Source organism: Paracoccus sp. SJTW-4 (assembly GCF_047716885.1).
GTDB classification, from domain to species: Bacteria; Pseudomonadota; Alphaproteobacteria; order Rhodobacterales; family Rhodobacteraceae; genus Paracoccus; species Paracoccus solventivorans.
The window spans coordinates 1,865,589-1,888,335 of record NZ_CP136681.1; the positions used below are offsets into that span (position 1 = coordinate 1,865,589).

At 70.2% G+C, this 22,747-nt stretch carries 11 protein-coding genes; 4 read left to right on the forward strand and 7 right to left on the reverse strand.

The features are described from left to right. Positions 1-173: 173 nt before the first annotated feature. Positions 174-1,832: an alpha-D-glucose phosphate-specific phosphoglucomutase gene (locus tag RSP45_RS09225; RefSeq protein ID WP_415391686.1), complete on the reverse strand. Its 1,659-nt coding sequence runs from the start codon at positions 1,830-1,832 to the stop codon at positions 174-176. Positions 1,833-2,070: 238 nt separating this feature from the next. Between RSP45_RS09225 and RSP45_RS09230 the strand changes: the two genes are divergently transcribed. Then, positions 2,071-10,647 carry a GH36-type glycosyl hydrolase domain-containing protein gene (locus tag RSP45_RS09230; protein WP_415391687.1) on the forward strand — a complete coding sequence of 2,859 codons (8,577 nt, stop codon included), beginning with the start codon at positions 2,071-2,073 and terminating at the stop codon, positions 10,645-10,647. A 1,041-nt stretch (positions 10,648-11,688) separates the two neighbouring features. Here the strand turns inward: RSP45_RS09230 and RSP45_RS09235 are convergent. From RSP45_RS09235 to RSP45_RS09260, 6 genes are all read right to left on the reverse strand, one after another. Beyond that, the gene (locus RSP45_RS09235) at positions 11,689-12,792 is read right to left on the reverse strand and encodes a flagellar basal body P-ring protein FlgI (protein WP_415391688.1); all 1,104 of its coding nucleotides are present in this window, start codon (positions 12,790-12,792) and stop codon (positions 11,689-11,691) included. After that, on the reverse strand, positions 12,789-13,805 hold the full coding sequence (locus RSP45_RS09240) for a hypothetical protein (RefSeq protein ID WP_415391689.1): 1,017 nt from the start codon (positions 13,803-13,805) through the stop codon (positions 12,789-12,791). The genes RSP45_RS09235 and RSP45_RS09240 overlap by 4 nt, the downstream gene beginning before the upstream one ends. After that, on the reverse strand, positions 13,802-15,262 hold the full coding sequence (gene flgK, locus RSP45_RS09245) for a flagellar hook-associated protein FlgK (protein ID WP_415391690.1): 1,461 nt from the start codon (positions 15,260-15,262) through the stop codon (positions 13,802-13,804). The genes RSP45_RS09240 and flgK overlap by 4 nt, the downstream gene beginning before the upstream one ends. Positions 15,263-15,296: 34 nt before the next feature. Continuing rightward, positions 15,297-16,625 carry a flagellar hook protein FlgE gene (locus tag RSP45_RS09250; protein WP_415391691.1) on the reverse strand — a complete coding sequence of 443 codons (1,329 nt, stop codon included), beginning with the start codon at positions 16,623-16,625 and terminating at the stop codon, positions 15,297-15,299. A gap of 84 nt (positions 16,626-16,709) precedes the next feature. Further along, the gene (locus tag RSP45_RS09255) at positions 16,710-17,477 is read right to left on the reverse strand and encodes a flagellar motor protein MotB (RefSeq protein WP_415391692.1); all 768 of its coding nucleotides are present in this window, start codon (positions 17,475-17,477) and stop codon (positions 16,710-16,712) included. Between the two features lie 66 nt (positions 17,478-17,543). After that, complete coding sequence (locus tag RSP45_RS09260; RefSeq protein ID WP_415391693.1) at positions 17,544-19,133, reverse strand: GMC family oxidoreductase; 1,590 nt, start codon at positions 19,131-19,133, stop codon at positions 17,544-17,546. A 133-nt stretch (positions 19,134-19,266) separates the two neighbouring features. On the opposite strand from RSP45_RS09260, the gene RSP45_RS09265 reads away from it, so the two are divergent. The 3 genes from RSP45_RS09265 to RSP45_RS09275 are packed head-to-tail and all read left to right on the forward strand — an operon-like array spanning position 19,267 to position 22,747. Continuing rightward, positions 19,267-19,992 (forward strand): paraquat-inducible protein A, encoded by a 726-nt coding sequence (locus RSP45_RS09265; protein ID WP_073068293.1) that lies wholly within the window; start codon positions 19,267-19,269, stop codon positions 19,990-19,992. After that, positions 19,989-20,657, forward strand: coding sequence for a paraquat-inducible protein A (locus RSP45_RS09270; protein WP_415391694.1), 669 nt, complete (start codon positions 19,989-19,991; stop codon positions 20,655-20,657). The genes RSP45_RS09265 and RSP45_RS09270 overlap by 4 nt, the downstream gene beginning before the upstream one ends. Further along, positions 20,654-22,747 carry an intermembrane transport protein PqiB gene (locus RSP45_RS09275; protein ID WP_415391695.1) on the forward strand — a complete coding sequence of 698 codons (2,094 nt, stop codon included), beginning with the start codon at positions 20,654-20,656 and terminating at the stop codon, positions 22,745-22,747. The genes RSP45_RS09270 and RSP45_RS09275 overlap by 4 nt, the downstream gene beginning before the upstream one ends.

Below are 22,747 nucleotides of genomic sequence, written 5' to 3' on the forward strand. Positions count from 1 at the left end.
TTCCGAAACAAGCCGGCAAGGGGGGTCAGGGTTCCACCGCAGCGCACCCGGACGGCATCGGCGGGTTCCGGCCGGTGGCGCTGGTGCCGAGTGGATGGAAGCGGGGGCCAGCCCCCGCGCCCATAAGGGTATTTCAACCAGAAAGAAGCGATATCGGTGGCTTGCGAGAGGGCTCAGGTGGTCACGTCGGGGCGGTCGCGGCCGGTGTGGTCGCGGATCAGGGCCAGCGCCTCGGCCGCCGCGATCACCGGGGCCAGCGCGGTGTCGGGGGCAAGCCCGTGGTCATCGCCCGGGGCGGCGTGGCGTTCCAGATAGACGCGCAGGGTCGCGCCCTCGGTCCCCGTGCCCGACAGCCGCAGCACCACGCGGCTGCCGTCGGTGAACATCACCCTGATCCCCTGATGCGCCGAGGTCGAGCCGTCCACCGGGTCGTGATAGGCGAAATCATCGACGGATTCGACGCGCAGCCCGGCGAACTCCTGCCCCGGCAGCGCGGGCAGCAGCTCGCGCAGCCGCGCGATCAGCGCCTCGGCCCGGTCGGCGGCGACGGCTTCGTAATCGTGGCGGCTGTAGTAATCGCGGCCGTATTCCTGCCAATGCGCCGCCATGATCGCGGCGACCGGCTCGCGGCGGGCGGCGAGGATGTTCAGCCACAGCAGCACCGCCCACAGCCCGTCCTTTTCGCGCACATGGTCCGAGCCGGTGCCGGCGCTTTCCTCGCCGCAGATGGTGACGCGGCCGGCGTCCAGCAGGTTGCCGAAGAACTTCCAGCCGGTGGGGGTTTCGTACATCCCTACCCCGCGGGCGGCGGCCACGCGATCGGCGGCGCGGCTGGTCGGCATCGAACGCGCGATGCCCCGGATCCCTGCCGCGTAGCCCGGCGCAAGCGCCGCATTCGCCGCCAGCACCGCGAGGCTGTCCGAGGGGGTGACGTAAATCCCGCGCCCCATGATCATGTTGCGGTCCCCGTCGCCGTCCGAGGCGGCGCCGAAATCCGGGGCCTCCGCGCCCATCATCAGATCATACAGGCCGCGCGCCCAGACCGGGTTCGGGTCGGGGTGGCTGCCGCCGAAATCGGGCAGCGGCACCGCGTTCACCACGCTGCCGGGGGCGGCGCCCAGCCGACGCTCGAAGATCTCGCGCGCATAGGGGCCGGTCACCGCGTGCATGGCGTCGAAGCGCATGGTGAAGCCGCCGGCGAACAGCGCCCGTATCGCGTCGAAGTCGAACAGCCGCTCCATCAGCGCGGCATAATCGGCCACCGGGTCGATGATCTCGACCTCGGTTGCGCCCAGCTGCCGGCGGCCGGGCGTGGACAGGTCCAGATCGGCGCTGTCCAGCGTGCGGTATGCGTCGATCTCGAGGCTGCGGGCATGGATCGCCTCGGTCACCGCTTCGGGGGCGGGGCCGCCGTTGGGGCCGTTGAACTTCATCCCGAAATCCTGGTCCTCGCCGCCCGGGTTGTGGCTGGCCGACAGGATGATACCGCCATCGGCGCCATGCAGCCGGATCAGGTTCGAGGCCGCCGGCGTGGACAGGATCCCCCCCTGCCCCACGATCACCCGCGCCGCCCCGTTCGCCGCCGCCATCCGCAGGATCACCTGGATCGCGCTTGCATTGAAGAACCGCCCGTCGCCGCCCAGCACCAGCACCCGCCCCGCCAGCCCGCCGATGGCGTCGAACACCGACTGGGTGAAGTTTTCCAGATAGCCCGGCTGCATGAACACTCGCGTCTTCTTGCGCAGCCCCGAGGTGCCGGGTCGTTGCCCCTGAAACGGGCTGGTGGCGACGGTGAGCGGGGCCGGCGCGGGGCTGTCGGGCGATGCGGACATTCGTCAATTCCTTGCGGGCAATGGTCTGTTTGTCCCATAACGCAGCCATCGCCCCCGCAACAGGCCCCGCACCGCGCGCAGTCCCTGCCCATCCGGCCCGGCAGATCGGCGCGGGCGGGCGGATCGGGAACCCGGGCGCAACGCCGGGGCTTTGGAAGATGTCGCCCCCCGTCCCGGCGGCCCGGAACGGACATGCCGGGGCAGCTGCAAGAAGGGGACGGTCACAACGGGACAGAAGATGCCATTGAACCATGCCCGGATGCCGCGCGGCTATCGCAGCGGCAACAGCCTGAAACAGGCGGTCCAGCGGCTGCGCAGCCGCGCGGGCGGGACCAACGGCGCCCTGCGCCGCAGCCAGCCGCTGGCCTGGGACGCGATGCCGCCGCCGATCCGCTTCGACATCTGGACCGGCAGCTCGTTGCGCGATGCGGGACGCGAGCTTGCCGCCACCGCCCTGCCCGACCTGCCCGAGGCCCCCAGGAACCTGGTCGCGCGGCTGGTCGACAACCAGTCCGCCATCCGCCACAACTACCTGCAGACCGTCGCGGCCGAGGAACAGGACGAGCCGGTGACCCCGGCCGCCGAATGGCTGATCGACAACCACCACATGGTCGAGGAAAACCTGCGCCAGCTGCGGCAGGCGTTTTCGGCCGGGTTCCTGAACCGGCTGCCACGGGTGCGGCTGTCGGGCGGCAGCCACGCGCCGCGCAGCCTGGTGCTGGCGTGGTATTTCATCGCGCTGACCAACTCCGAGATCACCGAGGACGCGCTGGCGCAGTTCCTGGGCGGCTATCAGTCGGTGGTGACGCTGGACATCGCCGAGCTGTGGGCGCTGCCGGTGTTCCTGCGCTACATGCTGGTCGAGAACCTGCGGCGGCTGTCGGACCGCGTGGCCTCGGCCCGGGTGCGCCGGGCGCTGGCCAACGACATCGCCGACCAGCTGGCCGGGGTCGAGGGGCCCGGCGCCGCCGCCGCGGTGATCGAGCAAAGCGGCGCGCTGGTCACCGACGACACCGTGGCCGCGCAGCTTTACTATCGCCTGCGCGACGGCGGCCCGGCAGCGCAGGCCGCGCTGCTGGCACTGGAAGCGCGGCTGGGCGACGCCGAGGCGGGCGACCGCGCCGTGCAGGCCGAATACGCGCGCCAGTCCAGCGGCAACGTCACCGTGGGCAACATCATCCGCAGCCTGCGCCGCATGGGCGACATCGACTGGCTGGACTGGTTCGAAAGCGTCAGCGCCGTCGACATCCTGCTGGCGCGGCATACCGAGTTCGACCGCCTCGACCAGCCCACCCGCGCCAGCTACCGCAGCACCATCGAGCGTATCGCCCGCCGTTCCGCCCTGACCGAAACCGAAGTCGCCCGCCGCGCGATCGAGCAGGGCCGCGCCGACGCCGCGGCCGCCGAGGAACGCGGGCAGGCAGCCGGCGGCGACGACGGCGGCGGCGGCCGGATCGAGGGCGAGCGGGTCGAGGTCGGGCATCTGCTGGTCGGCGACCACCGCCGCGGCTTCCGCGAATCCTGCGCCTATCGCCCGACGCTGCTGGAACGGCTGTCGATCCCGCTGCGCAAGGCCGGGCTGTGGCTGATCGCGCTGCCGCTGGTCGGCATCACCGCGGTGCTGGTGGCGCTGCTCGGCTATGCGCTGCCCGGGCAGCTGCCCGGCTGGCAGCTGGCGCTGCTGCTGGCGCTGGTGATGCTGCCGGCTTCGGACACGGCGATGCAGGTGGTGTCGTTCCTGGCCGCACGCACCATCCCGCCCACCCGCCTGCCCGCCTATGACTTCCGCGAGGGCGTGCCGGCGCGGTTCCGCACGCTGGTGGTGATCCCCGGCATGATCACCTCGATGGATGCCATCGACGAGCTGGCCGAGATGCTGGAATCGCACTACCTCGCCAACCCGCTGGGCGAGGTGTCGTTCGCGCTGCTGACCGACTGGCGCGACGCGCCCGCCGAGACCATGCCCGAGGATGCGCGGCTCTTGGCCCATGCCCGCGCCCGCATCGACGACCTGGCCGACCGCTACGACCACGGCGGCATCCGCCGCTTTTTCCTGCTGCACCGGCGGCGGCTGTGGAACCCGGCCGAGGGCGTCTGGATGGGCTGGGAACGCAAGCGCGGCAAGCTGGCGGAGCTGAACCTGCTGCTGCGCGGGGTCGAGAATACCAGCTTCGTCCCCACCGGCCCCACGCCCCCCGAGGGCATCCGCTACGTGGTGACGCTGGACAGCGACACCCGCCTGCCGCGCGACACGGTGGCGGCGCTGGTCGGCAAGATGGCGCATCCGGTCAACCGCCCGGTCCATGCGGAAGACGGGGTGGTGATCCGCGGCCACGGCATCATGCAGCCCCGCGTCACGCCCTCGCTGACCACGGGCCCCGAGGCCTCGGTGTTCCAGCGCATCTTTTCGGTGAACCGGGGGCTGGACCCCTACGTGTTCACCGTCTCGGACCTGTATCAGGACCTCGCCGACGAGGGGAGCTTCACCGGCAAGGGCATCTATGACGTGGATGCGTTCGAGCGTGCGGTCGCCGGGCGCATCGCCGAAAACGCGGTGCTGTCGCACGACCTGCTGGAAGGTTGCCTGGCACGCTCGGCGCTGGTCACCGATATCGAGGTGGTGGAGGATTTCCCCGTCCGCTACGCGACCGAGGCCAGCCGCCAGCACCGCTGGACCCGCGGCGACTGGCAGCTGTTGCCGATCATGTTCAGGCCGGGCAACGGCCTGTCGGGCCTGTCGCGGTTCAAGATGCTGGACAACCTGCGCCGCTCGCTGGTGACGCCGGCATGGATCGCGGCCTCGGTGCTGGGCTGGCTGGTGCTGCCGGGGGCCTGGCCGATCATGTGGCAGGGGCTGATGATCCTGCTGGTGGCGGCGGTGGCGGTGCTGCAGGTCGACCTGCGGGTGTTCCGGCCGGGCTACGGGGTGTCGTGGGACTATCACCTGCGGCACATGGCGCGCGATGCGATTTCCTATCTGACCCAGCTGGGGCTGCGGCTGGCCACCGCCGCGCACCGGGCGGCGGCGGCGCTGGACGCCATCGGCCGGGCGCTGTGGCGGATGATCATTACCCGCCGCCACCTGCTGGAATGGACCCCCGCGCGCGAGGCGGGCCAGGTCGACCCCAGCCTGCGCGGCGAATACCGCCGGATGATCGCCTCGCCCGTCATCGGGGCGGCGGCCACCCTCGCCGCGGCGGCGCTGAACCCGGTGGCGCTGCCGGTGGCGCTGGTCGTGGGGGGCGTGTGGATCGCCGCGCCCTGGATCATGGACCGGGCCTCGCGCCCCCTGCAGACCGAGGACCGGCTGCTGCTGTCGCCCGAGGACACCGCCGAGCTGCGCCGCATCGCCCGCCGCACCTGGCGCTATTTCGAGACCTTCGTCGGCCCCGACACCAACCACCTGCCCCCCGACAACTGGCAGGGCCGCCCCGAGCCGAAACTGGCCGAGCGCACCTCGCCCACCAATATCGGGCTTTACCTGATGTCGGTGATGTCGGCGCATGATTTCGGCTGGATCGGGCTCGACAGCGCTCTGGCGCGGATCGAGGCCACGATTTCCACGCTGGAGCGCATGGCGCGGCTGCGCGGGCATTTCTTCAACTGGTACGACACCCGCACGCTGGCGGTGCTGCCGGCGCCCTATGTCTCGGCGGTGGACAGCGGCAATTTGGCGGGGCTACTGATCGCGCTGTCCTCGGGGCTGCGCGGCTGGGCCGAGGCGGCGCCCTCGGTCCGGCGGCGGCGCACGGACGGGGTGGGCGACGCGCTGGCCAACCTCAGGCAGGAACTGGATCTTCTGCCGCAGGACCGCCGCAGCCTGCGCGAGCTGCGCCGGGCGCTGGACGGTGCCATCGAAAGCCTGCACGAGCTGCTGGACCAGACCGCCGGGCGTCCCATCTCGGACCCGGTGGCGCCGACGCAGCTGGTCGCCCGCTGCGCCGAGATTGCCCGGCTGGCCGCCGAGCTGGACGCCGCCACCGATGGCGAGGCCGCCGAGGCGCTCGCCTGGGCCGAGCTGCTGGAACGCGACGCCACCGACGCCATGGCCCCGATCGCCGAGGGGCGCGACGCGGTCGAGGCATTCGCCCTGCGCACCCGGCTGCTGGCCGAGCGCGCCCGGATGCTGGCATTCGAGATGGATTTCGGCCTGTTCATCCACCCCGACAAGATGCTGCTGTCGATCGGCTACCGGCCGCTGGACGACCAGCTGGACGACAGCTCCTATGACCTGCTGGCGTCCGAGGCGCGGCTGACCAGCTTCCTGGCCATCGCCAAGGGCGACATCCGCAAGGAACACTGGACGCGGCTGGGCCGCCCCTTCGCCACGCTGGGCCACCAGAGCCTGCTGCTGTCCTGGTCGGGCTGCATGTTCGAATATCTGATGCCGCCCCTGCTGCTGAAGGAACGGCAGGGCGGGATCCTGAACCACTCCAACCAGATGGCGGTCCAGGCGCAGATCGAATGGGGAAAGTCACACGGGTTGCCCTGGGGCATCTCGGAAAGCGCCTTCAACGCCCGCGACCACCACATGAACTATCAGTACTACGCCTTCGGCGTGCCCACGCTGGCGCTGAAGCGGGCGTTCGGCGAAAACGTGGTCGCGCCCTATGCGACCATCCTTGCCGCGCAGATCCGCCCGGAAGAGGCGGTGCGCAACCTGTCCGCGCTGCGCGAACTGGGGGCCGAGGGGCCGTTCGGCTTTTTCGACGCGGTGGATTTCTCGCCCGCCCGGCTGCGCGAGGGCGACAGCCACGCGGTGGTGCGCAACGTCATGGCCCACCACCACGGCATGTCGATCCTGGCCATCGCCAACACGGTGATGGACGGCATCCACCGCGAACGCTTCCACGCCGACCCGGTGGTGCGGGCGTCGGAACTGCTGTTGCAGGAAAAATCCCCCCGCGACATCACCCCGGTCACCCGCGCGCCCTCGACCCGGGTGGCCGGGCGCGGCGCCACCCTGGGCACCGGGGACTCGCTGACCGTGGTGGACGAGCCCGGCCGCGCCGGGCGCGAGGTGGCGCTGATCTCGAACGGCGATTTCTCGACGCTGCTGTCCTCGACCGGGGCGGGGCGGTCGATGCTGGGCGGCATCGCGCTGAACCGCTGGACCCCCGACCCCGCGCAGGACGACGGCGGCATCTTCGTCTTTCTGCGCGACGTGCAGTCGGGCGAGTGGTGGTCGGCCACCCATTCCCCGCATTCCGGCCCGGACGAACGCGCCAGCGCAGTGTTTTCCGACCACAAGGCCGAGTTCTTCAAGACCGCCAACGCCATCGAGACGCGGCTCGAGGTCATCGCCGCCACCGAAAGCCACGCCGACGGGCGGCGGCTGACGCTGCGCAACCGCTCGGGGTCGGACAAGACCATCGAGATCACCTCCTACGGCGAAATCGTGCTGGACGACCCCGCCTCGGACCGCGCCCACCCGGCGTTTTCCAAGATGTTCGTGCAGACCGAGATCCGCGGCGGCGGCACCATGATCGCGGCCGAGCGCCGCCCCCGCGACCCGCACGGGCGGCCGCTGTATCTGGCGCATCTGATCGCCTGCCCCGACGGCGCCATCACCCCCGGGGCCGAGGCGGAAACCGACCGCCGCGCCTTTGTCGGGCGCGGCCGCTCGATCCGCAACCCGGCGGCCTTTGACCGCGGCGCCTCGTTGGGGGGCAACCAGGGGCACACGCTGGACCCGATCTTCGCCATCCGCCGCCGGATGCGGATCCCGGCGGGCAAGACCGTCTCGGTGATCTTCTGGACGCTGATCGCCGACAGCGCCGCCGAACGCGACCGGCTGGCCGCCCATTACGCCCGCCACGCCGTCTTTGAACACGAGCTGCGGCTAGCCTGGACCTGGTCGCAGGTGCAGCTGCGCCACCTGCACACCTCGTTGGAAGAGGTGCGGCTGTTCCGCGCCTATGCCGCGCTGCTGGTCTGGCCCGACCTGTCGATGGCGGCAACCCCCAAGCGGCGCACCGAGCTGGGCCCGCAAAGCGACCTGTGGCCGATGGGGATTTCCGGCGACGATCCCATCCTGCTGCTGCGCATCGACAACGAGGCTGACCTGCCGATCCTGCGCGAGGCGCTGCGGATGCACGAATTCCTGCGCCTGCGCGGCGTGCGCCACGACGTGGTGATCCTGAACGAGCGCGCCTCGAGCTATGTGCAGGACCTGCAGCACGCGATCCGCTCGCTGGTGGACATGGCGTTGCAGGCGGCGGGGCCGGGGGTGCCGCGCCATGTCCACGCGGTGCGCCGCGACCAGATTTCCAAGGCTTGTTTCGACACGCTGGTATCGGCGGCGCGGATCGTGCTGCACACGCGCAACGGCCGGCTGGTCGACCAGATCGAGCGGCTGCGCGAGCCGCCGGTCCCCGCACCCCTGCCCCGCCGCCGCGACCGCCCGCGCCGGACCGCACTGCCGGTGGTGGCCCCGGCCGAGCCCTCGCGCTCTCCGCTGCAGTTCTGGAACGGCTACGGCGGGTTTTCCCCGGACGGGCGCGAATACGTGCTGCGCATCGACCGCGACCGCCAGACCCCGCATCCCTGGATCAACGTGGTCGCGCGTGAAGATTTCGGCTTCCACGTCTCGGCCGAGGGCGCGCCCTACAGCTGGGCGGTGAACTCGCGCGACTACCAGATCACGCCCTGGTCGAACGACCCGGTGGAAAACCGCCCCGGCGAGGCGATCCTGATCCACGACCCCGAAACCGGGCTGGTGGCCTCGCCCTTCCTGGGCCTGTCCGAGGACCCGCGCGCGGTGCACGAGATCGCGCACGGGCTGGGCTATTCGCGTTTCAGCGCCGATTACGGCTGGCTGACCATCGAGGCCACCATGACCCTGGCCGAAACCGGCCCGGCGCGGCTGACGCGGCTGCGGCTGCGCAACCGCAGCGGCCGGGCGCTGTCGCTGCAGCTGATCGCCTATGCCGAGCTGGTGCTGGGCACCGACCGCAGCCGCACCGCCGACAAGATCCAGACCCGCTTCGACCCCGGGCTGAACGCGGCCTTGGCGGTGAACCCGTTCTCGATCGAGCACGGCGGGCGCATCGCCGCCCTGGCCTGCGACCGCCCCGTCGCCGCCCATTGCGGCGACCGGCTGGCCTTTCTCGGCCGGTTCGGCGAGCTGTCGCACCCCGCCGCCCTGCGCCTCTGGCCCGCGGTCGAGGCCGCCGGCGACCCCTGCCTGGCGCTGCGCTGCGACCTGACCCTGCAACCCGGCGAAGAGCTCGAGACCACGCTGGTGCTGGCCAGCGCCCCGCAGGACGACCTGCCCGCCGTGCTGGGCGCCGCGCTGGCGGACGGCGCCGCCGAGCGCGCGCTGGCCGCGGCACGCGCGGATTGGGACGAGACCCTGGGCTGCCTGCAGGTGGACACCCCGGACAAGGCCCTGAATCTGATGGTGAATCACTGGCTTCCCTATCAGGCGATCGCCTGCCGGATCCGGGCGCGCACGGCGTTCTATCAGGCCTCGGGCGCCTATGGGTTCCGCGACCAGCTGCAGGACACCAGCGCGCTGATCCTGCAGGACCCGGCGCTATGCCGCCGCCAGATCCTCAACGCCGCCGCCCGCCAGTTCGTGGAAGGCGACGTGCAGCACTGGTGGCTGCCCCGGACCGGGGCCGGGGTGCGCACGATGATCTCGGACGATGTGATCTGGCTGGGCCACATCACCGCCCGCTATGTGACGGCGACGGGGGACGCCGCGGTGCTGGACGAGATGGTGCCCTTCATCACCGGACCGCAGCTCGACCCCGGCGAACACGACCGCTATTTCCAGCCCGAGCCGGCGGGGGCCGAGGCGGCGCTTTACGACCATTGCGCGCTGGCGCTGGACCTGGCGGTGCAGCGCACCGGCCCGCATGGGCTGCCGCTGATCCTGGGCGGCGACTGGAACGACGGGATGAACCGCGTGGGCGAACAGGGGCGCGGCGAAAGCATCTGGCTGGGCTGGTTCCTGTGCGACACCATCGCCAGTTTTGCGCCTCTGGCCCGCGCCCGCGGCGACCACGCCCGCGCCGACGCGTGGGAGGCTCATGCCGCCAGCGTCGCGCAGGCGCTGGACGAATCCGGCTGGGATGGCGCCTGGTACCGGCGCGGCTATTTCGACGACGGCACCCCGCTCGGCTCGGCCGGGAACGCCGAATGCCGCATCGACAGCATCGCGCAAAGCTGGGCGATGATTTCCGGCGCCGGCCGCCCGGACCGGGCACAGGACGCTGTGTCCGAGGCGCTGGCGCAGCTGTTCGACCGCGACGGGCAGCTGCTGCGGCTGTTCACCCCGCCCTTCCAGAACACCGATGCCGAGCCGGGCTATATCAAATCCTACCCGCCGGGGGTGCGCGAAAACGGCGGCCAGTACACCCATGCCGCGGCCTGGATGGTCTATGCGCTGGCCCGGGGCGGCGACGGCACCCGCGCCCACCGGCTGCTGCGGGCGCTGAACCCGATCAACCACGCACTCGATGCGCGCTCGGCCGAGATCTACCGGGTCGAGCCCTATGTGGTCGCCGCCGATGTCTATGCCGCCCGCGACAAGATGGGCCGCGGCGGCTGGACCTGGTACACCGGCTCCGCCGGCTGGATGTACCGCGCCACGGTCGAGGGCCTGCTGGGCCTGCGCCGCCGCCCCGGCGGCATCGAGATCGACCCCAGCCTGCCCGAAGCCTGGCCCGGCTTCACCGCCACGCTGATGCTGGACGGAACCAGGCACGAGATCCGGGTCACCCGATCGGGCGCGGGCGTGGAGATCACTCTGGACGGGCAGGGGGTCGAACGGGGATTCGTTGCGCTGAACGGGGGCGGAGCGGGCTGAACTGGGGCGGCGGTTCGGGAGTTGGCGATGGACCGAGTTTTCCAGTTGATTGCGACTGACCGGCCCGTCCCGCGCTGCCCGCCGGACTGTCCAGGGCAGGTAGGGCTGTTCTGATGGTAAGGATAAACCGCCTTTCCATTGCCAACCTCAACGGACCGGCTGCTCTCACCTGCCCGCCGGACCGGCCTGAACCAGGCGGAATTTTGAAGTTCGAGGATGGACCGCCTCTTTTCCAGTTGATCGGATTACCCTTTTTCGCTCTGCCCGCTGGACCATGCAGGGTCAAACGGCGGCCCGAAAGTTCGAAGATGAACCGACGTCTCCAGCTGATCGCGACGGATTGGCCTATCTCGCTGCCCCGCCGGACTATGCAGGCTGGTAGGCCGTCCCGAGGGCAAGGATAAGCTGTCCCTGCATTGTCGACCTCAACGGACCGACTCCCTCGTCCAACCCCCGCCGTATCGCGCTGCACCCGCGCCGCTGCCGCCCGGGATAGGGTTTACACAAGCTGACCAGTTCTAAGGGCGTGTGTTAGGTGCATTCATGCTTCCCAAAAGCCGCTCCCTGTTTCGAGACTCCAGAGCGCAAGTTCCCCCTCTGCTGTATCCGTTTGCGCTCGAGCTCTTGGCCAGCCGGGCAGCCAATTGAGAGGATGTACCACGACACTTCTCTCGCGCTATCGACTGCTGCGCTTCACAATGGCCGGCCGGACGGAAGAGGGCTGCCCAAGGTCAGGTCGAGGTCGAGGTCGACGAAAGTTACCGGGACTCCGAGCGCATCCGTAGCGACAACAACGCTGCAACCGATTTCTCTCCAGCCGCAAATCGAGGGCTTCCGGGGCCACCCCGGTCATGCGAGAACCATCTGCCTTACGTCCGAGCGGCGGAGGCCGACCTTCCGCGGCATAGTAGAGATGAAAGATGAACGTATCCGTCTTACCGCTCCAGCCCGGGCCAAGGCCGTCCACTCTGTTACACGATCCGCCGTGTTTTCTCTATTCCCGACACCTCACGCGCTACCTCTGTGATGCCCACCGTTCAGTCAGTTCACGATGAACTCGGCATGCAGGGCACCGGCCGCATGGACGGCCTTGAGGATGTCGATCAGTTCGCGCGGGCGCACGCCCAAGGCGTTCAACCCTTCGACCACGTCGGATAGGGACGATTCTCCGCTGACCTCGGCGAAGCCGATTCCGGGTTCCTGCGTGATCTCGACATCGCTGCGCGGCACCACCACGGTCTCTCCGGGCGCAAAGGGGTTGGGCTGCGACACCACCGGCGTTTCACGGACCCGCATGGTCAGGTTCCCCTGCGACACCGCAACCCGAGAGATCCGCACATCCTCGCCCATGACGATGGTGCCCGAGCGGTGGTCGACCACGACCCGGGCGCGGCTTTCCGGCTCGACCAGGATGTTCTCGATCCGCCCCACCAGCCGTGCCGGGTTGACCGCCCCCAGCCGTCCGGAATCGATCAGGATGGTGGTGGCGTCCAGCAGCGTCGCGATTCCGGTGCCGAAATCGTCGTTGATGGCCTTTTCGATCCGCGCCGCCGTGGTGAAATCGGCCGAACGCAGCGCCAGGCGAAAGCTCGACATCCGGCTGAAGTCGAAATCGACCTCGCGCTCGACTCGTGCGCCCGAGGGGATGTGGCCCGAGGTCGGCACCCCCTGCACCACCGACGCCGCCTCGCCCTGTGCCGAGGCGCCGCCGGCGATGATCGAACCCTGCGCGACGGCATAGATTTCCCCGTCGGCCGCGCTCAGCGGCGTCATCACCAGCGTGCCGCCCAGCAGGCTTTTGGCATCGCCGATCGCGGCCACGGTCACGTCGATCTGGCCCCCCGCCCGCGCAAAGGGCGGCAAGGTCCCGGTCACCATTACCGCCGCAACGTTCTTGGGGCGGAAACTTTCCCCGGTGACGTTCACCCCCAGCCGTTCGAGCAATCCGCCCAGCATTTCCTCGGTGTAAGGAGCGTTGCGCAGGCTGTCGCCAGTGCCGTTCAGCCCGACCACAATCCCGTAGCCGAGCAGGTCGTTGCCGCGCACACCGTCCACCGTCGCCAGATCCTTGATCCGCACCGGCGCCGCCCATGCAAGCGCGGGCGCCAGAATCAGCACCGCCAGAAGCCCGAGCACCGCCCTCATCGCAGATAATCCGTCAGCGACAGCCGCGACAGCCGCGCGGTCAGCGCATAGAGATTCTGCAAACTGGTTTCGGTCTGGGTCAGGGCGCTGGCCGTTTCATAGGGGTCGGCCTCGACGATCCGGGTCCGCGCGATAGACATCGCCGTGGTCTCCGCCGCATTGCGCGCGGCGTCGCGGGCGATCGCTTCCTCCTGCATCCCGACCTCGGCCCGCCGCATGGTCAGGGCGCGCACCCCCGCCAGGGTGGTGGTGCCGGCCTGCGCGACCAGCGCCGCCTTGTCCTCTCGCGCGAGGGCGACGGCGGGATCGTCGGCCAGCGCGCCCAGCACAAGTCCCTTGAGGATATCGCGGAACGACGGATCCAGCCCGGTCAGCGTCTGCGTCACCGCGGCCTGAGAGGAACTGGCCACCATCCGCGTGTCCGTATTGCCGCCGAACCAGGTGTCGGCGAACCCGCCCAGACCGGGTGCCGCGCCGAACCAGCCCGAAATGGCGGCGGCGATCGCGGCCGGGTCGGTCAGCCCGGCAACCTGCGCCCGCGCATCCGCCAGGATTCCGGCGGCGTCGCCCATCGGCCGCGTTTCCACGGCGCTGCCGGACAGCAGGAAGCGGCCGCCGATCTCGACATTCATCAGGCCGACGACCGCATTCAGATCGTCGCGAGCCTGCCGGGAACGGATGGAAATGCTGGTCTCGTCGGTGGCAGAGACGCCCGAGGACATGCCGTTGCCGATCTCGGACCCGATCTTGCCGATGGTTTCCAGCGCCGCCTGCAGCCCGGCCAGCTCGGCCTGCGCGGCAGCGGCGGTTTCGCGATAGGCGGCCAGCGTGGTCAGCCGCGCCTCGACCTGCGCGAGATGGCCGAAATTGCCGCCGACCGCTTGCGCCATGTCGGATTTGACGCCGCTGGCCGATTCCTGCGTCAGCACCAGCAGGCGCGACTTCAACTGCGCATTGGCCTGTCGAAGCAACGCCGCACGCGACAGATCGCCGATCGAAACACTGTTGGTCATGTCAGCCTCAATATCGTCTGGATCATCTCGTCCACCGCCTGGAGAACCCGGGCGTTGGAGGCGTAGGCGCGTTCGAGCGCGAGCAGCGTCTCCATCTCCTTGTCGCTGTCGACGCCGTCCTGCTGCAGCAGCGAGGCGTAGGTCGAGGACTGCACCGCGGCCGCGCCGAGGACGCGTTCGGCGTCGATCCGACCCGAAGCGGCGAGCGAGGTCAGCTCGGAGGCCAGCACCGCAGCGGTGCGCGGGCGCGCGCTCAGCCCCGGCAGGGTGCCGGCGCGGGACGCGCCCAGCGCATCCTTCATCGCCACCAGCAGCCCCGAGGCGCCCGCCGGGCCCGGCGCGGTTGCCCCCAGCCCGTCGCGCAGCCGCCAGATGTCCCCGCCCACCGCCGGATCAAGCGCGGGGTTGAGGGTCAGGCGCTGCGCGAGGCCCGGGGCGGGCGGCGGCAGCACAAGCGCGCCGGCGTCGGTGTACAGCCCCGGATCGCTGGCCCCGAGGGTCGGGTCCACGGCACTGTCGGCGAAGCGGTCGTGCAGGTCGAGCGCCGCCGCATCCAGCCGCGCCTGCGCCAGCGGCGCGTCCACATCGCGGATCTGGAAATTGGCGGCCAGCCGGCCGCCAGCATAGCGGCCCATCTGCGCGGCCGGGATTTCCTGGCCATTAAGGGACAGCAGCCCCAGTGCCGAGGCGCCGACCGCCATCCCTGCCGTGACCGGCCCGGCGGCGGTGAAGCCGAAGCGGGCGGGCTCGGTCCCATCCAGCAGCACGCCGCCGTTCGCGGTGAACAGCGCCACGCGCCCGTTTTCGCGGGGCAGTTCCTTCAACGGCACGATCTCGGCCAGCTGGTCGATCAGCCGCTGGCGTTCGTCCTGCAGGGCATTCGCGTCGCCGCCGGCGGTCGTCTGCATGGCGATCTGCCGGTTCAGTTCGGCCACCTGCTCGAGCCCGGAATTGAGCGTCGCCACATCCTGCGCGATGGCCTGGTCGGCGGTGGTGCGGGCCTGCTGGATGCTGTTGCCGATCGACTGATAGGCGCCGGCCAGCGCGCTGGCGGCGGACAGGGCCCGCGCCAGCCCGGATTCGTTCTCGGGGCGCGCCGAGGCCGAGACCAGCGCCGCCTCGAACTCGGAAAGCAGCGTGGTCAGGGCGCCGGGCTGGCCGGGCACGCCCAGCGCATCGGCCATGGATTTGTGGAAATCGGCCAGGGTGCCGGCGCGGGCCGCATCGGCCGAGGCCAGCCGCCCCTGCGCCAGGACCGAGTTGCGCACAACCCTTGCCACGCCGTCGACCTGCACCCCGCCGCCGCCGGCGAGATAGGAGCGCGCCGATTGCTGCAGCTCGCGGCGCGCATAGCCGGGGGTCAGGGCGTTGGCGAGATTCGAGGCGACGACCTCGGTCCCGCGCGAGGCGGCGACGATCCCCGAGACCGCGTTCGAGATGGCATTGGAAAGGCTCATGTCCGGCGTGTCCGCGGCCGCGCCGCGGCCCTCCTCAGCGCTTGATGTTGGTGGTTTCCTGAAGCATCTCGTCCACGGTCTGGATGACCTTGGCGTTCGACGAATAGGCGCGTTGGGTCTGGATCAGGTCCGTCAGCTCCTGCGCGACATCGGTGGTCGAGTTCTCGCGGGCATAGCCGACCACGGCGCCCGTCGGCCCGTCGCCCGCGTCCCACAGGTAGAACGACCCCGATTCCGCCGAGACCTGATAGGTCTGGCTGTCCCGGGCGATCAGCCCGTTCAGGTTGGGCACGTCCACCAGCGGGATCTGGGCGATGGTGCGGGTAAAGCCGGTATCATAGGTCACCCGCAGCATCCCGTGTTCGTCGATCTCGACCGTCGAGAAATTGCCCACGGGCGAGCCGTTCCGGGCGATGTTGGTCGGGGCGAAGCCGGACTCGAGCTGGGTCAGCCCGTTGGGGTCGCCCAGCCGGCCGATGGTGACGGCGATGGGGCCGCCCTGCACGGCCAGCGTCAATTCCCCGGTGGCGGCGTCGTAGGCCCCGCCCGACAGCACCGTCACCGATCGCAGCGTGCCGCCGAAGGTCTGGCCGTCGTCGAACACCAGCTCGTAGCTGCCGACCAGGTTCGAGGCCGGGTCCATGGCGGAATCGCGGATCTCCATCCGCCAGCTGTTGCTGGGCAGCGCCCCGGTCGAAGGCACAGGGGTGAAGGTGACCTGAAGGCTTTCCGGCGCCCCGAGATTGCCGAAATACTCGACCGCCGTCACCTCGGGCAGTCCGGCCGCGCCGGGCCGCGTCGCGCCGGCGGGCAGGTTGATGCCCAGCTGGATCCGCGTCGTCGGGTCGCCCGAGGTCTGGTGATGGCTGAGCACCACCGGCTGCAGCCCGGCCACGCTGTCGCGGGCGTTCAGCGGGATGGTCCCGTCGGCCAGCGCCGGCCAGCCCAGCAGCACCAAGCCCGATTCGGTCTTGAGCACCCCGTTGTCGTCCGGGCGGAAGGACCCGGTCGGGGTCATCATCATCGGCTGGCTGCCCAGCCCCCCGCCCAGCCCGCCGTCCAGATAGACGGAGGGGATCACCGGCAGCATCCCCCGCCCCGAGACCGCGATGTCCAGCGAATGGGACGAGGACACCAGCCCGCCCTTTTGGTCCACCAGCCTTGTGGTCACGGTCCTGACCCCGCCCGAGGCATAGACCCCGGTTCCCCGCGCCTGGTTGATCACCATGCTTTCGAAATCGGTGTTCAGCCGCTTGTAGCCATAGGTCCCCGAGTTCGCGATATTGTCCGAAATGCTTGCCAGCCGCGCAGCGTTGGCGGCAAGGCCGGACACGCCGGCATGAAGGGACGAGGAAATCGTCATTCGGGTCACCCTGGTTGAATCACATTGACTGGAAGATGCGCGCCAGAGCTTAATTTCCCGCTAACGGCGCTGCCCTGTCCTGCATTATCTAAGTAAAATCACCTCGACCCGGTTATTCCCCGGGTCCATCGCATTGGAATTGCGAGGTTTCTTGTCGCCGAAAGCGGTCACGCGCTGGATGCGGCGGTCGTCCAGCCGCCCATCGACCAGCAGGCGGCGGACGGCGTGGGCGCGCTGGTCCGACAGCGGCCAGGTCGGGTTTTCCACCAGCATTTCCGGGAAACCCCGGACATGCCCGGCAATGGCCAGCTGGTTCTTCGTGCGCCCCAGCACGGTGGCGAGAATCGCGGTCAGTTCGCGCAGCGCTGGCGTGGGCTCGGCCGATTCGCCATGAAACAGCGCCTCGTCCACGATGTCGCCCAGCTCGATCACCAGCCCCTCGTCGGTGATGCGGGTGACGACGTGGCGCAGCAGGTTCACCCGCTGCATCGATTCGGCGCCGGTGCCGGTCAGGGCATTCTGGATCGCCTGCTCGATCTCGCGCATCTGCCGGTCGGCCGAGGGGGTGTAGACCGCAGCCTGATCCGCGGGGGGATCGTCCGATTCGCCGCCGTCCATGCCCATCGCGGCCGAGGCGGGGGCATGGACGATGGTCGGGTCGAAATACTCCGCCAGCCCCTGGCGCTGCTTTTCCGTGGTCGCGTTCAGCAGCCACATCAGCAGGAAAAACGCCATCATCGCGGTCACGAAATCCGCGTAGGCGACCTTCCACGCGCCGCCGTGGTGCGATTCCTCGGCCACCGCAGCGCAGCGCCGGATGATGATCGGCAGAGCATTTCGTTTCGACGCCATCTGCGCACCCCCGGATTACCCAAGGGCCAGCCATAGCAGACGCGGTGTTGCCGGCAGGTTAACCGTTCAAATGCCGCGCATTTCCTCGCGCATCATCACCGCGGCCTTTTCCGCGATCATGATGGTGGGGGCGTTGGTGTTGCCGGATGTGATCACAGGCATGACCGAGGCATCGACCACGCGCAGCCCCTGCACCCCGCGCACCCGCAGCCGCGGGTCCACGATGGCGCCGTCGTCGGCCCCCATCCGCGCCGTGCCCACCGGGTGGAAGATGGTCGAGCCCACCAGCCCGGCGGCGTCGGCCAGTTCCTCGTCGCTCTGGAACGAGGGGCCGGGCTTCATTTCCTCGGGGCGATAGCGGGACATCGGCTCGGCCGCCATGATCCGGCGGGTCAGGCGGATCGCGCGCGCCGCGGTCAGGCGGTCGCCGGGGGTGGACAGGTAGTTCGGCGCGATCTCGGGCGCGCGCATGGGGTCGGCCGAGGTGATCCGCACATGGCCGCGGCTTTCCGGGCGCAGGTGGCAGACGCTGGCGGTGATCGCGGGGAAATCATGCAGCGGCTGCCCGAACGCCTCGAGGCTCAGCGGCTGGACGTGCCATTCCAGGTCCGGCGTCGCCACATCGGGGCTTGACCGCGCGAACGCCCCCAACTGGCTGGGCGCCATGCTCATCGGGCCGGTGCGGCGCAGCAGATATTCGGCGCCGATCATCCCCCGCCCCCACCAGCGCCGGGCCATCTGGTTCAGCGTCCGCGCGCCCGAGACCTTCCAGGCGCAGCGCAATTGCAGGTGGTCCTGCAGGTTCTCGCCCACCGGGGCGTCGCGGCGCACCGCGATGCCCATCTCCTGCAACAGCGCCCCCGGGCCGATGCCGGAGAGTTGCAGGATCTGCGGGGTGTTGATGGCGCCGGCCGACAGCACCACCTGACCCGCGCGCACCACCTCGACCGCACCGTCGGCGAACAGTTCCAGCCCGACGGCGCGGTCGCCCTCGAACAGGACGCGGCGGACGTGGCGGCCGGTCAGCACGGTCAGGTTCGGCCGCTTCATCGCCGGGCGCAGAAAGGCGCGGGCGGCCGAGACCCGCCAGCCGTTCCGCTGGCTGACCTTGAAATAGCCCACGCCCTCGTTGTCGCCGGTGTTGAAATCGTCGCTGGCGGGGATCCCCACTGCCTGCGCCGCCCGCGCCCAGTCGTCGAGGATGTCCCAGCGCAGCCGCTGCCGCTCGATCCGCCAGGGGCCGCCAGCGCCGTGATGTTCCGAGGCACCGTCGAAATAATCCTCGGACTTCAGGAACAGCGGCTGCACGTCGTCCCAGCCCCAGCCGGTGCAGCCCAGCTGCCGCCAGTGGTCGTAATCGGCGGCCTGCCCGCGCAGATACAGCATCCCGTTGATGGAGCTGCACCCGCCCAGCACCTTGCCGCGCGGATACAGCAGCTGCCGCCCGTGCAGCCCGGGGTCGGGCGCGGTCTTGTACATCCAGTCGGTGCGCGGGTTGCCGATGCAATAAAGATAGCCGATCGGCACGTGAATCCACGGATAGCGGTCGCTTTCCCCGGCCTCGATCAGCAGGACGCGCAGGCGCGGGTCCTCGGACAGCCGCGCGGCCAGCACGCAACCGGCGCTGCCCGCCCCCGCAATGACCACATCGTGCATTCGGTCCGTTCCCCCTGCCTCGTCCCATCGCCGCAAGGCTAGCAAAGGCCGCGCCGGACGCAACGGAAGGATCGCCGCAGCCGGACCGGAGCGCTTGCTTGCGCGGTGCCCGGATCGGGCTAGAGTGTTTCCCATGATCGAGGCAGGACAGTTCGACCTGGAAACCGGCGCGGGGCTGATGGCCTGTCCGCGCTGCGACGCGCTGCATGTCGAGGACGAGCTGGCCGAGGGCGAGACCGCGCGCTGCATCCGCTGCGGCAAGGTGCTGGGGCGGCCGCGGGCGGGCGCCTTCACCCAGATCGTGGCGCTGTCGGTCACCTCGCTGGTGCTGATGGTGGCGGCGATCTTTTTCCCGTTCCTGGAAATCTCGCGCATGGGGTTCGGCAACGCCACCTCGCTGTTCGGGGTGGCGCTGGCGTTTTCCCATGGCTGGCTGATGCCGCTGACGGTGGCGATGCTGGGGTTCATCGTCGGGCTGCCGGCGCTGCGGGCCTTGCTGCTGGTCTATGTGCTGTGGCCGATGCGCGGCGACGGCCCGCCCGCGCGCCACGCGGGCGAGGCGTTCCGCCTGTCAGAGTTGCTGCGGCCGTGGTCGATGGCCGAGATCTTCGTGATCGGCACCTCGGTTGCGCTGGTCAAGGTGGCGGGGCTGGCGACCGTCAGCCTGGGGCCGGCGTTCTGGGCGTTCTGCGGGCTGATCGTGGTCGGCGCCGCCAGCAACGTGTTCACCTGCTCGACGACGATCTGGGACACGCTCGAGGACCGCGGCGCCTTCACCGACGGACGCGAGGTGGTCGCCGACCCGCAGGCCGTGGCGCAAACCCGCCACCGCCCCGCCCCGGACGGGCGCGCCGGATGAGCGCCCCCAAGCCGGACGAGCCCCCGGTCCTGACCGCCCACCGCGCCGGGCTGGTCGGCTGCCGCGGCTGCGGGCGGGTCTGGCCCGCGGGGACCGAGTTCTGCGGCCGCTGCGGGGCGCATGTCTACCAGCCCGACCGCCATAGCCTGCAGGCGGTCTGGGCGTGGTGGCTGGCGGGGCTGATCTTCTACATCCCGGCCAACCTGCTGCCGATGCTCAAGACTCAGACCTTGGGCGGGCTGGCCGGCAACAGCGAGGCCACCATCTTCGGCGGGGTGATCGAGCTGTTGCATTACGGCAACTATGGGGTGGCGGCGATCATCTTCATCGCCTCGATCATCGTGCCGATCGGCAAGTTCCTGGTCATCGCCTGGCTGGCCACCGTCGCCGGGCGCCCCGCCAGCGTCGAGGCCGCGCACACGCGGCTGCGCGCGCTCGAGGCGGTCGAATACATCGGCCGCTGGTCGATGATCGACGTGTTCGTGGTGGCGATCCTGTCGGCGCTGGTGCAGCTGGGCTTCGTCGCAACCATCCACCCCGGCCCGGCGGCGGCCAGTTTCGCGCTGTCGGTTGCCTTCACGATGCTTTCGGCACAAAGTTTCGATCCGCGGCTGATCTGGCGCGGACTGCCGCTTCGGACCCGCAGGGACAGGACCGCCGAATGACCGACATCCCCCCGGGGACCACGCCCCCGCAGCAGACCCCACCCAAGGGCCCGCCGCCGCCGCTGCGCCCGGCGCATCCGGTCCGGCGCACCGCGGCGCGGGCGGCGCGGGCCAGCGTCTCGGTCATCTGGGCGGTGCCGATCATCGCGCTGCTGGTCACGCTGGCGCTGGCCTGGAACGCCTATGCCGGGCGCGGCACGCTGGTCTCCGTCGCCTTCAAGGACGCCACCGGCATCACCCCCGGCGAAACCCTGCTGAAGTTCCGCGAGATCACCGTCGGCCAGGTCGAGGCCGTGCGCTTCACCCACGATCTGGAACAGGTGATCGTGGACATGCGGGTGGACAAGGACATCGCCCAGTTCATCGACGACGACGCCGAGTTCTGGATCGTGCGCCCGCAGGTTTCCACGCAGGGGATCTCGCGGCTGGACACGGTGCTGACCGGCGCCTTCATCGAGGGCTGGTGGGACAGCGAGATCGGCACCACCGCGCTTGAGGTTCACAGCGGGCTGGAACGCGCGCCGCTGACGCGCAGCAACGAACGCGGCACCTGGGTGCGGCTGGCCGCCACCGACGCCACCGGGATGAGCGAGGGCGCCCCGATCCTCTATCACGGGCTGGCGGTGGGACGGATGCAGAACCTGCGCCTGTCCGAGGCCGATGAGACCGTGATCGCCGATGTGTTCATCGAGGCCCCGCACGACCGCCGGCTCACCACCACCACCGTGTTCTGGGACGTGTCGGGGTTCAACATCTCGCTGGGGACGCAGGGGCTGGCGCTGAACGTCGGCTCGCTGGCCTCGGTGCTGCAAGGGGGGGCCGAGTTCGCCACCCTGTCCTCGGGCGGGCGGCCGGTCACGGCGGGGCATGTGTTCCACCTGCAGCCCGACCGCGAGACCGCGCAGAACAGCCTGTTTGCCACCTCGCCCGAGGACGAGCTGCGCCTGACCATGCTGGTCCCCGAGGCGGTGCGCGGCCTGCCGGTCGGCGCCGACGTGCAGTTCCAGGGGCTGAGCGTGGGCCGCATCACCAACCTGTCGGTGCGCGTCTCGCCCGACGACGGCGACGTGTTCCAGGACATCACCCTGGCGGTGTCGCCCCAGCGCATGGGCCTGCCCCAGGACGCCGGCCCCGCCGAGGCGCTGGAGTTCCTGTCCCAGCTGGTCGCCGAACAGGGGCTGCGGGCGCGGGTCGCGGGCGCCGGGCTGCTGGGCACCTCGCTGATGGTCGAGCTGGTCGAGCTGCCCGAGGCGCCGCCCGCGCAGATGCAGCCCGATGCCGAGCCCTTCCCCGTCATCCCCACCGCGCCGCCGGACCTGTCCGACATCTCGACCACCGCGCAGGGGCTGATGACGCGGATTGGCAAGCTCAAGCTGGAAGAGCTGCTGAAATCGGCGACCGAGATGATGGACAGCGTCACCGCCATCGCCTCGTCGCAGGACACCCGCGCCATCCCGGAATCGGTGCGCAAGGCCAGCGACGAGATCGGCGCCGCGGCCGCCGACATCAGCGCGATCTCCGCCGAGCTGCGCGACAGCGGGCTGGCGGGGCGGATCGGGCAGGCGCTCGACGATACCTCGGCCGCCGCCAAGGCGGTGACCGAGGCCGCCGCCGACGTGCCCTCGATGGTCGAGCAGATCGAGGCTGCCGCCGTCGCGGTCGAGGAGTTCGACTTTTCGGGCATCAGCGACTCTGCCAAGGCGGTGGTGGACGACCTGCGCGCCATGCTGGGCAGCGAGGACGCCGAGCAGCTGCCGCGCAACCTGTCGGACACGCTGCAGGCGGCCTCGGCGCTGCTGAACGATCTGCGCGAGGGCGGCGCGTCGGGCAACCTGAACGCGGCGCTGCAATCGGCGCGGCGCGCGGCCGACCAGGTGGCGCAGGCCGCCAACACCCTGCCCGCGCTGTCGCTGCGCTTCCAGCAGCTGGCGATGCGGGGGGAAACCGTGATCGCCAGCTACGGCGAACGCGGCGCCTTCAACACGGAAACCATCAACACCATGCGCAGCCTGCGCCGCGCCGCCGAGGCGTTCGGCAGCCTTGCCACCACCATCGAGCGCAACCCCCGCGCCTTTATCCTGGGACGTTAG